This window comes from Lentibacillus saliphilus (assembly GCF_019093865.1).
Taxonomy (GTDB): Bacteria; Bacillota; Bacilli; order Bacillales; family Amphibacillaceae; genus Lentibacillus_B; species Lentibacillus_B saliphilus.
Map to the genome: position 1 here is coordinate 394,056 of NZ_JABJXD010000001.1, position 12,164 is coordinate 406,219.

The 12,164-nt window shown below is 40.4% G+C and carries 11 protein-coding genes; 3 read left to right on the forward strand and 8 right to left on the reverse strand.

Annotation, left to right across the window (positions count from 1 at the left end; genetic code table 11):
- Nucleotides 1-16 precede the first annotated feature (16 nt).
- Nucleotides 17-805, forward strand: a complete 789-nt coding sequence (locus tag HPC67_RS02065) for a helical backbone metal receptor (RefSeq protein ID WP_217585771.1) — start codon at nucleotides 17-19, stop codon at nucleotides 803-805.
- A gap of 21 nt (nucleotides 806-826) precedes the next feature.
- Here HPC67_RS02065 and HPC67_RS02070 read toward each other — a convergent pair whose 3' ends face one another.
- Both HPC67_RS02070 and HPC67_RS02075 read right to left on the reverse strand, forming a co-directional pair.
- The gene (locus HPC67_RS02070; RefSeq protein WP_217585772.1) at nucleotides 827-1,516 is read right to left on the reverse strand and encodes an OmpA family protein; all 690 of its coding nucleotides are present in this window, start codon (nucleotides 1,514-1,516) and stop codon (nucleotides 827-829) included.
- Nucleotides 1,506-3,326 carry a MotA/TolQ/ExbB proton channel family protein gene (locus tag HPC67_RS02075; RefSeq protein WP_217585773.1) on the reverse strand — a complete coding sequence of 607 codons (1,821 nt, stop codon included), beginning with the start codon at nucleotides 3,324-3,326 and terminating at the stop codon, nucleotides 1,506-1,508. Before HPC67_RS02075 ends, HPC67_RS02070 begins: the two co-directional genes overlap by 11 nt.
- A gap of 235 nt (nucleotides 3,327-3,561) precedes the next feature.
- Between HPC67_RS02075 and HPC67_RS02080 the strand changes: the two genes are divergently transcribed.
- Nucleotides 3,562-4,248, forward strand: coding sequence for a Crp/Fnr family transcriptional regulator (locus tag HPC67_RS02080; RefSeq protein ID WP_246569576.1), 687 nt, complete (start codon nucleotides 3,562-3,564; stop codon nucleotides 4,246-4,248).
- Between the two features lie 51 nt (nucleotides 4,249-4,299).
- Here HPC67_RS02080 and tatA read toward each other — a convergent pair whose 3' ends face one another.
- From tatA to dsrO, 5 genes are all read right to left on the reverse strand, one after another.
- Entirely contained in the window at nucleotides 4,300-4,491 is a 192-nt protein-coding gene (gene tatA, locus HPC67_RS02085) for a twin-arginine translocase TatA/TatE family subunit (RefSeq protein ID WP_217585775.1), read from the reverse strand.
- Nucleotides 4,492-4,524: 33 nt separating this feature from the next.
- Nucleotides 4,525-5,115 (reverse strand): molecular chaperone TorD family protein, encoded by a 591-nt coding sequence (locus tag HPC67_RS02090; protein ID WP_217585776.1) that lies wholly within the window; start codon nucleotides 5,113-5,115, stop codon nucleotides 4,525-4,527.
- Between the two features lie 99 nt (nucleotides 5,116-5,214).
- A complete protein-coding gene (locus tag HPC67_RS02095; RefSeq protein ID WP_217585777.1) occupies nucleotides 5,215-8,316 on the reverse strand; it encodes a molybdopterin-dependent oxidoreductase in 3,102 nt (1,033 codons plus the stop codon).
- On the reverse strand, nucleotides 8,316-9,587 hold the full coding sequence (gene nrfD, locus HPC67_RS02100; RefSeq protein ID WP_217585778.1) for an NrfD/PsrC family molybdoenzyme membrane anchor subunit: 1,272 nt from the start codon (nucleotides 9,585-9,587) through the stop codon (nucleotides 8,316-8,318). The genes HPC67_RS02095 and nrfD overlap by 1 nt, the downstream gene beginning before the upstream one ends.
- Nucleotides 9,588-9,600: 13 nt before the next feature.
- The gene (gene dsrO / locus HPC67_RS02105) at nucleotides 9,601-10,485 is read right to left on the reverse strand and encodes a sulfate reduction electron transfer complex DsrMKJOP subunit DsrO (protein ID WP_217585779.1); all 885 of its coding nucleotides are present in this window, start codon (nucleotides 10,483-10,485) and stop codon (nucleotides 9,601-9,603) included.
- Between the two features lie 259 nt (nucleotides 10,486-10,744).
- On the opposite strand from dsrO, the gene HPC67_RS02110 reads away from it, so the two are divergent.
- Nucleotides 10,745-11,425 (forward strand): peptidylprolyl isomerase, encoded by a 681-nt coding sequence (locus HPC67_RS02110; protein WP_217585780.1) that lies wholly within the window; start codon nucleotides 10,745-10,747, stop codon nucleotides 11,423-11,425.
- Between the two features lie 131 nt (nucleotides 11,426-11,556).
- On the opposite strand, the gene HPC67_RS02115 is transcribed toward HPC67_RS02110, so the two are convergent.
- On the reverse strand, nucleotides 11,557-12,159 hold the full coding sequence (locus HPC67_RS02115) for a response regulator transcription factor (RefSeq protein WP_217585781.1): 603 nt from the start codon (nucleotides 12,157-12,159) through the stop codon (nucleotides 11,557-11,559).
- Between the last annotated feature and the right edge of the window lie 5 nt (nucleotides 12,160-12,164).

Genomic DNA, 12,164 nt, shown 5'->3' on the forward strand with positions numbered 1-12,164 from the left:
TAGGAGGCCAATCGTTATGAAGAGCATCGTCGACCATTTGAACCGTCCAATTCAATATACATATCCCCCACAACGCATCGTCTCACTCTGTCCAGCTATTACAGAAACAATGTTCCATATTGGATTAGGAGACAGCATTGTCGGTAGGACACGTTTTTGTAAATATCCTGAAGAAGATGACGTCAAGCATGTGACAAACATTGGAGGGACAAAGGATATTAAATTAGAACGCATCAAATCGTTACAGCCAGACCTCATCATTGCAGAGAAAGAAGAGAATACGAAAGAGATCGTTGATACACTTGCAGCACATTTTCCCGTGTTCGTATTCGAAATCCAAACGGTGAACGATGCCTACCGAATGATTCAAGACCTAGGTATGATTACAAATCATCAAACAGCTGCCGATCAACTGGTCCAAACGATTAAAGCCGAATTTCGATCCTTACCTCAAACGAACGGATATCGTGTTGCGTATATGATTTGGCAAGATCCATATATGGTCGTCGGAAAAGAAACATATATCCAATCGATGCTCAACAATATGGGATTTGTAAATCCTTTTACGACGCTCCATTCAAGGTACCCGATTGTAACAGAACAGGATCTAAAATCGGCCGCACTTGACTATGTTTTCCTAGCAACAGAACCTTTTCCATTTCGTGATCAACATCTTGACGCGTTTCGTCGCATCTTACCTAACGTCACACCAATTATTGTAGACGGCGAGATGCTCTGGTATGGTGCTAAGATGTTACAGGCCGTCCAATACTTTAAAAAACATTTAAGAACGCTGAACGATTAGTTAACAGCTATCGAGTCCCTATTACTCGAGTAAATCTCTCGTTTTCTTTAGAATTTCTTCATCTTTCAATCTAAATTTAAATTCAACACGTCGTGATGCTTTAGCACTATATTCTCCTTGTTCATCAGTCCTGAAGTTGGTATAGGATTTACTATTAACAGTTAATTTTTGTTTGATCTGTTCTTGAATATGTTTATAAGGGAAGTCATCACTTAGAATATAAGATGCGACACTATACGCGCGCTCTTGGCCCAATTCTAAGTTGTATAAGTACGTCCCATTCCGATCTGTATGACCTTCAATTATAATCTCAGCGATATAATCATCATAGCCACTCGCGAGAAGTGTGTCTAAGTATCGCGGCACGAATTCATCTAAAAACTCAAAGGACTTCGGCTTAAGATCAGACTTTGAGTACTCAAATAATATTTCTGTATCGAACATGATAGACCCGGTTTTTTCATCAACCTCTATTCCGAGCTCAGACCCACTAAATTCGGCATTCAGATCTTCAATGAGCTTGGCACGTACACCCATAATTTGATCGATCGTTCGCTTCATCTCTTCTATTTGTAACGATTTGATGATCATCATACTTATAAAAATTAAAATAAAACAAAGCAAAATCGTCGTCAGTAGGTCTGTAAAAGATGGCCAAAAGTGACCGTCATTTTGATCTTGTTTAAACAGGCGTGTGTATTTAGTCATCATAGCGTCCACGCCCTTCATTAAGACCTAAACGCGCTTCTCCATTGCGATTAGCTTTAAAAGATTCATTGAACAATTGAACTTCTTGAATGAGTTCCTGAAGCAATTGCTGCATGTATCTTGTATTCGCCGTTTGGGCTTCTTCTGTTGCTCGTTGCAGCTGCTTGAATTCTCGTCTCATTTCACCTGTTAATTGATCCACTGATTCCGTTAAACCTCTCATAACACTGTTCATTTGTTTTGTAAGCACGTCCTCCATTTGCTCAGGAAATTTTGACATCGTTGTTTTTAATGCAAACAAACTTGAATTCACGTCATTTTCACGTCGACTGAACGTTTCATTCAATGCCGTCATGATATCATTGATTTGTTGAATGAGCTGTTGGGAATGACGTACAAATTGTTCATTCGACTGAGTTGCTTGCTCATATTTATTCTCAAACGCCCGTGTTTGATTTCCATAGGCTTCGAGGTGATCCGCCAATGAACGGTTAAATGTCTTCAACTCCTCAAACCGTTCTCCTAACAAATGACGATAATCATCCTGAGTCTGATTAATGGCTGCAAGCGTGTCCGGTAACTTATTCAAAGCAGGACTCAAATACTCAAAGCCTCTTTTAACTGCCTCAAGATTTAATACAACACCTCTTAATTGCGTCGTGACATCATTACCAAGCGCTTGTTGCAGTGTTTTTGTATGAGATGACATTTGATTAACGAGTGTCTGTGTTTCTTTATGAATCTGTTCAAAAGACCCTTTCACTGCTGTTTGATTGTCGACAATCGAAGACATAAACGCTTGTAGGCCAGTAGCTGTTGTTTGAAAGCGTTCTAATGTCTCTTTTTGTACTTGAGCAGTATCTTCAGCCTTATCTTGAATGTTTTCAAACGCTTGTGTCATACGTTCGTTTTTGGCATCTGTCTTTTTAAAATAGGAAAATAAAGAAGCAAAATTATGATTGAGCGCTTTTGTCCCTTCACTAAACCCGTCTGTCACTTCCTTCATCCGCTGAAATAAAGCTTCGAATTCTTCCAAATTACGAGTGAGACCATCATTAAACTGTGCTAAATCTTTTGCAGATTGCTGCAATCCTGTCGTGTATTCCTTAAAACCCGAAAAAGCGGAAACAATTTCACCAAGTGCCTGTTGATTTGATGTATTTAAATCAACGATAGATGCTTCAATGCGTTCAGAAACGTTAATGAGATCATTTATCCCACTTTCTGTTCCTGACTCTAACTCAGACTCGACCCTTAACATCATATCAGTGAGCAAATACTCTGTGTTAAATACTTTTATGAGCAAGGTCATAATTAAAGAAAATGTCATCCCAACAATACTTGTATAGAAGGCAACATCAACACCTGCTAATACAGCTGCAACATTTTCAACCAACTGGTCCCCGCCTGCATCAATACTTCCAAGTGCAATCGTTAATCCAATGAATGTCCCAAGCACACCGATCAAAATAAATACAGATACCATCATGTGAGTCATTTTAATCAGGTTCACAACTGGAATCCCTAACAAACGCCACTCAGAAAACTGCTTCTGTACGAACGTCTCTGCCTTTATTACATTAAGCTGATCACCTTCTGTAAATTGATCTTTAAACCGCGAAATTGGTTCTACATCCATGAAATTAGGACTGTTGCGAATGTGACGCAGCTTTGTAAACACAATAAAATGAACACATATTGACACAACAAACAAACTGAACAAAATGAAAAATATCATCTCAATAAACGAGTTTGCTAAAATTTGTTCCGCCTTTTGTTCTCCAGCAATAAATGTAATGATCGATTCAACCATGATTCGTCCCCCCATATAAAGTCCACAATTAAAGTTCATCGAGACTGTGCACACTTATGACATATGTATTCTAAGCTTGTTTATTTCATGTGTATGGGACGTTAATTATAAATGAACACACATCATAGTTTTTTGTCTAGCCCTTCATCGTCAAAATATGCTACAATTTTTGTAAGAAAGAATGTCACAGTAAATACATAAAATAAATTAAAAAATGAAAGGAGTGGTGCCTAGCATGAAAACCCAGTTGTCAACTGAGCTATCGACGCTTTTTGAGGATGCGGATGATGTGATACATGTTAAGAAAAACACATATCTATTCCACGAAGGCGATCCGGTGAAGGAATTATATCTTTTGAAATCAGGGAAAATAAAAATTAGTAAACTATCTAATAATGGTAGTGAATTGACGTTGCGGTTATGCTCTACTGGCGACCTCGTTGGAGAGCTTTCGCTAGACGATGACCATGTCCCTTACATTCAAAACGCACAAACGCTCATGGGCAGCAAACTTGCTGTAATATCAAAGGAAAAGCTAAAAAATAAATTACTAGATAATAGCAATCTTGCACTTCAGCTCCTCCAAGCGATGAGCGACTATGCACGTCGTGATCAAACACGTTTCAGAGACCTCGTCATGTTTGGAAAGAAAGGGGCTCTTTATTCTACTTTAATACGACTTGCTAATAGTTATGGACAAATTAATGGTGATCGTGTTTTTATTAATATGCGTTTGACAGATCAAACCTTGGCAGATTTTTGTGGGACATCACGTGAAAGTGTGAATCGGTTGATGAGTGAGCTAAGACGTGCTCATATTATTACTACAGAAAAAGGATACATAACCATCCATGATATCGATTACTTAAAAAGAGAAATAAACTGTGGAGATTGTCCTATCCACCTATGCTCCATTCATTAAAAAATAAGCCAGAGCATCCTTTGTCTTTTGGATGGCTCTGGCTTTTACTGATTAAGATTTTGATTGGTCTTTATGTTCTTGTTCACTTTCGTTCATCACTTCATTCGTTGCTTTCTTAAATTCTTTTAATGTACTACCAGCAGCTTTCCCGATTTCCGGTAGCTTTGACGGACCGAAAATAATTAACGCTAATACAAGAATCAAAATCATACTAGGTACACCAATACTTGCTATGCCACCCATCTTCATCACTCCTCTTTTTTATTTAAAAGACGATTAACCATGGATATCTTTCATATTCTCACCGTAAAATGGGAGAAATTCTTTAAAAAATGGGTCAGCCCATTTCGTTTCACCATGAGCGAGCATTTTTTCAATGCCTTGCTTCATGTAAGTATCATACACATTGTGCTGCATGGTTAGCAACTTTTCAGCCAGAGTCTCATCATTTGCTTCTAATGCCTTTATTTCTTCTTTAACAGCTGCTGTTAAAAAGGCTGTGACGCTTCCAAAGTGGTCCGGAAACTCTCCCTGTTCAAGTGGATAGTAAAATCCAAGCTTGTCGAATTCGCCGATGAGGCAAAGAACATCCTGCTTAGCCTGCTCTTGTTCTTCCTCACCTTTTCCGAAATAACTAGATAAATAAGGTGGAATAAAATAGTCTCCCGGGACTTGAAAATAATTATCACGCCATAAAGCTGTATCTTCGCGATTATAATGCTCATGAAATGGTAATTCAGCGACGAGTTCTTCAGGTAGTCGGCCAATAACAGCTTCATAGTCATCCCAATGTCCGAACCATACACTTGTAAACAATTCGCTTAACAACAGCTTGCCGTATGTTTCCTCAAGCGTTGATAATTCCATGCGCATGCACCCCCTTGATGTGGCAATTGCTCTACAGGCGAAAAACATATTCATATAGCTTTTCGCCCGCAAAGAACAACTGTCACAGTTTAACGTTCCTTATACCTTCTTTATATCAACAAACATATCTAGCTGTCCAGGCGCACCACCTATTTCATCGTAAATGGCACCATCTTTCAAAGCTGAATCTAGCTCAGTTAGCTTGTTAACAGGGAATCCTTCTCCCCGCCCACCTGGATAACCATCATCTTCATGCATCGGTTTTTTAAACTTGAACGATGTATGGTTGTAGGTTGGTAGACTTTTTTGTTTTTGACCATCTATTGTATGGCGTTCAACACCGTAGCCTTTTTGACCCATATTATACGCGCTACCAACAACACCTGGTGCGATACCCGCTGTCACATACACTGTTCCTTCTAACGTAATGCTCTCATTTGAAATCCGGACCGTATCACCGGTTTTGATACCGCGCCTATTTGCATCAACTTTGTTCATCCAAATATAGTTGTCTGCTCTCACTTCTCTTAACCAAGCTGAGCTCACATTTCGATACGTTCCCATATTCCGTGCTTTCCAGTTAATAAATTGTAACGGCTGTTTTGGTTGTATCGGTTTACGATTGAATGATTTAATTTCTTCATAAAATGGCATGCCCTCAAAAAATTGGCCATCATAAGAGTTTTTACCAGCTGCGACACCTTCATCGTAAAAATTCGCTTGGCCACCGAAGCTATATTTTATATGATTATTGTTGACGTACTCATTACCGGCTTCTTCAAATCTACCACCACGGTTGAGGACGTACACAACCTTCTTCCATTCTTCTGGTTTTACAGCTTGCTTCCAACGCTGTTCATCAAAGTAGTTACCAAGTGCTTTTTTGCGCGCTCTTGAAAACACCTCAAGTTCACGGGCATTTGCATCTGGGACAGGGGTTCCATCATAAGCGATATTCGCGACCCGCTTGATATAATAATCCTCTTCGATATCAAGAGAACTGCCATCAGCGAAAGCATTTTCTCCATACCCTGGTAAGCCCATCCGCTTTGCTAATTCTATGATGCTATTCTCAAATGAACGTACATTTGGGAATACACGTGTCACAGGTTGATATACACTTGCTAGCTTCGTTGTGATATTCGGATATATTGCCTCTCGGCCCCAACGCTCCAAATACACAGTATCTGGCAAGATGAAATCAGCATACTTACTTGAATCCCCGATTTGAACATCTGATGCCACAAATAGTGGTAATAGATCCGGATCTTTCAACACCTGCTCTTGAATTTGACCATTTGGTGCCGACAAAACTGGTGACATCCGGTGTGTTATAAGTGCCTTAATTGGATATGGGTATTGATGTAATGCACTTGGTAAGACATCCCCAACCGTTTGTGGGCTGTACGGGAACCAAGGACGCTTTGCCGGATAGCCATCTTTCTCAAACAAGCTTGTCGATTCATATTTAACACCGTTTCGACCAGTTGGAATCCCCCACGGCTTTTTACCATTAGGCACCGTATTCAAGTCATATTTACCAGCAAACTCCTGATAAAATGCACCTGTTGTGATGTTGCCGCCCTTCCAATCATAACTGCCGATCAAGTGATTCAAGCTCGCAATTAAACGCTGTGTATAATAGCCGTTCACATGCATTGCCGGACCACGATAAGAAAGAATTGAAGCGCGTTTTCCGTAGGATGTAAATTGTTTAGCGATCTGTTTAATTTGCGCTTTTGGAATGGTCGTAATCGCACTATATTCATCGATCGTCTTTTCCATTGTACGCTCTTTATACAATTGGAAGGATGATTTTACTTTAAACCCTTTTATCGTCTTATCAACCTCTAACTCCCCTTCCATTGCTTGATCGTGAGGAACTGGCTGACCATTCTCAATTACGACAAATTGCTCTTCTGTACCAATGCCTAAATCACTCGCACGAAGCTTTGGACGCTTTGGATCACTCAAATTAACCAAATGCGTCGCATCACTCCATGTTGGTTCATTATCTTGAGCCGCTGCTTTGCCGTTTGGATTTGTTAAGTAAATTTCATCGTACCAATTTTTCTCAATAATGGTGCGACCAATTGCTAATGCAAGTGCCGCATCTGTACCCGGCTTTATTGGTGCCCAAATTTGAGCTTTTTCAGCTGTTTTACTAAAACGTGGATCAACAACTGCCATTTGCATACCGTTCTGTATGGCGTTCGTTATTTTAGGAGCGAGCCATGTTGGTCCTTTATTTGCGACCATAGGATTCGTTCCCCAAACGAGTAAGAACAAGGTATTATCAATATCAGCATATTGCCGCTTTTTCTTTTTCTGTCCTGAATAAGAGCGCACATTACCAATTACTGAACTGATACCACATACGCCACCATGGTGATAATAGTTTTTACTTCCTAAGCTATTTGAAATAAACCGTTGGACAAAATCACGACGGTCACCGACCATAAATGTCACCTGGTTTACCTTAGGACCGAAATCAGGATGCTTCGTATCAACGAGCACATCTTTATATTTTTGATCAAATGCTGCTTGTGTCATAGTACCTTTTTTAACTTTTTCCCAGTCTGCCATGACGCCTTCCTCAGGTACATAAGCAGAGAGTTCCTTTAAGCCTGGTGTTCCGAGATCTTTACTTCCTTCAACAATTTCATCATAAGCTTCTTCCCAGCTGATGACCTTCCACTTTCCACTACCTCTAGGTCCAACTCGTTTGAGTGGATGTTTAACACGATATGGATCGTAAGCGGTCTGAATGCCTGCTTGACCTTTCAAACAGATACGGCCACCACGTGCACCGCGTCCGCCACGCTTTACATCTCCATTACCTTTTACTGCTTCATCTATAGGTGTGGCATAAGCGATAGCGCCGAATGGAACCATATTTAAAGGACTATATTGGTTTCCAGCGAGCTTTCGGATAACCGTTGAGTATGGGCCTTCTTTTTTTCCTGATGTTATATAAGCCTTGATTGTACAATACGTATTGCATTGTTCACAGGTAGAAAAAATAACATCCTCGGCACCGTAATCCTGATAATCTGTTCCAACGCCATGTCCTTCATCATACCAAACACCATTAAAGACTTGTTTGATAGGACCAATAAATGCTGGTCCGACGGCTGCTACAGCTCCAAAAGCACCGAGCGCCTTTATAAACTTACGTCTTGACATCGATTTATCTTCCACTAGGATCCCTCCCCTTCAAGACTTTCAGGTTTTTCCTCGAGTGGCAACAGCCTATCTCCGATTGTGAAGATCAATAGTCCCATTGCGCCAATTCCAACACTAACCATCCACTCATTGAGGGTAGGGAAATAATCTCCCGCTGGCATCCCTTCGAAAACAGGAACAATTTGCGAAGGTACAACAATATTAAAGCGAACACCAATAATCCCTATAACGACAAGGATAGCGGCTATTAAAATGGCGTTAATATTTTCAGAAGTCTTTTTATAAAAGACGATAAATATTGGGACAACGGCACCGAGGAACATTTGTACGCCCCAAAATGACCAGCTGTAAGGCCCCCCCATTTGAATTGCCATATTATGCAAGTGGTGTGGTTCTAATCCATAAACACCAACGAGGTACTCATAAAACTGCAGTAAGAGATCAATGAATAAAAAGGCGATCATCATTTTCCCAAGTGAAATGACCATCTTGCGGTCTATCTGTGCTTTCGTTACTTTTGTTTTAATAATATAAATGGCGAGTAATAATGCCGTACCAGATACCATAGCCGAAACAACAAATATGATTGGAAATAAACCTGTGTTCCATGCTGATCTAGCCCCTACAACGGCGAATAATGCACCTGTTCCACCATGAACACCGAGAATGGCGAGTGGAATCCCAAAGATACCGAGAATTTTCATCCAGCGATGGTCACGTTTTTTCGTTTCTTCCGTAATTGTACTGTTTTTAAACGTAAGCATACGCGCAATCTTACCACGTATGTTATTCGCTGGTCGCAGACGTACGAGATCTTCACGCATCGCAATATACAATTCTACGACTAAAAGCGTAATATAAACGACGTAAAAATGAATTTCCCATGCTAAAATACTAATAACGTTCCAAAAGACCATTGCATTCATAAAGCGTTCAGGTCGTCCTAAATCCATTAATACAAACGTTAATGCAACAATCATACATACAACAGCGGTAAAAAGTGCCATCTTACCAATTCGTTCATACTGATACATCCCAAAAACATAAATGAGTGATGACAGTAAAAATGAACCAGCACTTAAGCCGACAAAGAAAATATAAAATGCGATCCAAGCACCCCACGGTGTAATGGATGATAAGTTAGTTGTTTCTAGACCAAAGACGAGACGTTCGATAATAAAGTAGCCGCCAACCGCTAACAATACGACTAAGCTACCAATCCACCATTTAAATGCAGCTGAACTTTTTTGTCCCTTTTGTAACTCTTGTTTTGCATAAGCTTCCATTTCGCACACCTCCTTATTTCAAATAAATAACGTTAGGGCCCGCACCGAGATCACTTTTTAATCTGAAGGCTCTTGGACTGTTCGCCAATTTGGATACTGTACTATTCGGGTCGTTTAAATCACCGAAAAATCTTGCATCACCAATGCACGTTTCAACACAGGCAGGTTCTTCGCCGCGTTCTAATCTGTGGAGACAGAAATTACATTTCCGTACGGTACCAATTGGTGTTTTACGAGTTCCGCGCTCTCCACGTTCAATGCCATACTCTGGACTTGTAACATCATTAAAGCTTAACATTTCATCTTCATAGCTTTCGCCAAAGTCATAAGAGCGCGCACCATAAGGGCAAGCGATAATGCAATAGCGACAGCCGATGCAACGGTCATTATCAATTGTGACAATCCCGTTTTCCAGCTTAAATGTTGCTTTAACTGGACACACCTGCACACAAGGCGGGTTATCACAGTGCATGCACGGCATAGGTAAGTTAACCTTTGCTACGTTCGGGAACTCACCAACTTCTTCTTCAAGAACAACGTTATAGGATATGCCAGGCGGGGTCCGATTCTCTGATTTACATGCTACGGTACATGAATCACATCCCACACACTTTTGAAGGTCTATAACCATCCCCCATTTAACACCTTTTGTTGAAGATCCATCTTTTTTTGGAGGCTCTTGTGTAAATAGGTCACCGAATTCACCAAGTAATGATGAATGATATTTTTTGTGAAACGATTGAATGTCCATATTTCCTGCAACGACCTTACGGGCATCATCAGCCATGCTCATCCCTAGCTGCGTGCTATAAGGAGACTGATCAAGTTCCTCTTTGGCATTCGGAACCATGCCATCTGCAACTCTATCCCAATCTTTTTCAAGCATTTGTTTGAGCATCCACTTCACCTCTTTATCTATTTGATTAACCCAAGTATAAAGGACTGTTCTCTCGCAAATATGTGACTTTTGTTACAAAACCAACGTCCTTCAATAAATTGTCACAACAGCGATCAACATAAGTGATTTATAGGTGATACGTGTAAAAATGATAGCCTTGTCAAATAATCTGCTCACGAATATTAGAATGATAATATGGAGAAATAAAGCGTCAAAATGATAGAAGACAGAAGCGCATTGTTGCTGTCAACATGCTATAATGGAAGGCAAAATATGTATTAATAGAAAGGACAATCTAAAATTGAACGTTAAAAAATGGCTTGTTTTCATTACTGGAATATTGCTTGTTATACTTGCTGCATGTGGAGACACCGAAGAAAATAGTGATCAAAATGATGACCAAGATGGCAACAAAGTATCACACGACCTTCCTACTGCGACGATTCAAATGAAGGACGGTGGCCAAATCAAAATTGAATTATATCCGGATGTTGCCCCGAACACTGTAGCCAACTTTGTATCACTCGCTGAAGATGGGTTTTATGACGGCCTCATTTTTCACAGAGTCATTCCTGGCTTTATGATCCAAGGCGGTGATCCTAAAGGCAATGGAACTGGTGGACCAGGCTATACGATCAAAGGTGAATTTTCATCAAATGATTTTAAAAACGATTTGGCACATGATCGTGGGGTTGTGTCAATGGCACGTGCAGGACATCCTGATTCAGCAGGCTCCCAATTTTTTATTGTCGTTAAGGACGCGTCCCACCTTGATGGGGATTATGCAACTTTCGGAAAAGTCATAGATGGAATGGAATCGGTTGATGAAGTTGTGTCCGTCGACCGCGACCAAACAGATAAACCGCTTGAGGATCAAGTAATTGAGTCGATTACGGTTGATCGAAACGGTCATGACATTCCTGAACCTGATACGCTATAACAGATACAACGGTTATACAGCAATCTAAAAGAGCTGCCTCTTGGGTGAGACAGCTCTTTTTGTATCAATACTTTATAAAGACAAGTCTTTGAAGTATGGCTTTGGTGAGGGTAAATGGAGACAGACAGATTCTATTTTTTAAACCACCCTTTTTGTTGATACGTTGAAACGGCTTTGATTCGGCTGTCGACCTCTAATTTATCAAGGATAGATGACACATAATTTCGAACAGTTCCGTTCGTTAAATGAAGGGTTTGCGCGATTGCCTTTGTTTTTTTTCCTTCTGATATTAAATACAAAACTTCCTCTTCTCGATCAGTTAATGGACTGCCAGGCTCAAACGCCATATCAATGAGTTCTGGCGCGTATACGCGGCGACCGGTCATAATTGTTCGGATGGATTCAGCCAATTCTTCACTAGGACTATCCTTTAACAAATAACCGTTCACACCAGCCTGACGCGCCCGTTCAAAATAACCTGCTCGAGCAAATGTCGTTAACACAACCGTTTTACATGGCTGGTCCTTTAATTGTTCCGCGACATCAAGCCCACTTTTGACTGGCATTTCTATATCCATAATACAAACATCAGGCTGATGTTGATGAACGAGCGTTAATGCCTCTTCTCCGTTCACAGCCTTCCCAACAACTTTAAAATCATTCTCCATGCTCAGTAATGACGCGAGCGCACCAAGGAGCATTTGTTGGTCCTCAGCGATCACAATCCGAATCATGATTA

What these genes read in the sequence shown, in the direction of transcription:
- nrfD (WP_217585778.1), bottom strand. Translation starts at nt 9,587, where the DNA reads ATGGAAGCTTATGCAAAACAAGAGTTACAAAAGGGACAAAAAAGTTCA.
- HPC67_RS02065 (WP_217585771.1), top strand. Translation starts at nt 17, where the DNA reads ATGAAGAGCATCGTCGACCATTTGAACCGTCCAATTCAATATACATAT.
- HPC67_RS02080 (WP_246569576.1), top strand. Translation starts at nt 3,562, where the DNA reads ATGAAAACCCAGTTGTCAACTGAGCTATCGACGCTTTTTGAGGATGCG.
- dsrO (WP_217585779.1), bottom strand. Translation starts at nt 10,485, where the DNA reads ATGCTCAAACAAATGCTTGAAAAAGATTGGGATAGAGTTGCAGATGGC.
- HPC67_RS02070 (WP_217585772.1), bottom strand. Translation starts at nt 1,516, where the DNA reads ATGATGACTAAATACACACGCCTGTTTAAACAAGATCAAAATGACGGT.
- HPC67_RS02090 (WP_217585776.1), bottom strand. Translation starts at nt 5,115, where the DNA reads ATGGAATTATCAACGCTTGAGGAAACATACGGCAAGCTGTTGTTAAGC.
- tatA (WP_217585775.1), bottom strand. Translation starts at nt 4,491, where the DNA reads ATGGGTGGCATAGCAAGTATTGGTGTACCTAGTATGATTTTGATTCTT.
- HPC67_RS02115 (WP_217585781.1), bottom strand. Translation starts at nt 12,159, where the DNA reads ATGATTCGGATTGTGATCGCTGAGGACCAACAAATGCTCCTTGGTGCG.
- HPC67_RS02110 (WP_217585780.1), top strand. Translation starts at nt 10,745, where the DNA reads ATGGAAGGCAAAATATGTATTAATAGAAAGGACAATCTAAAATTGAAC.
- HPC67_RS02075 (WP_217585773.1), bottom strand. Translation starts at nt 3,326, where the DNA reads ATGGTTGAATCGATCATTACATTTATTGCTGGAGAACAAAAGGCGGAA.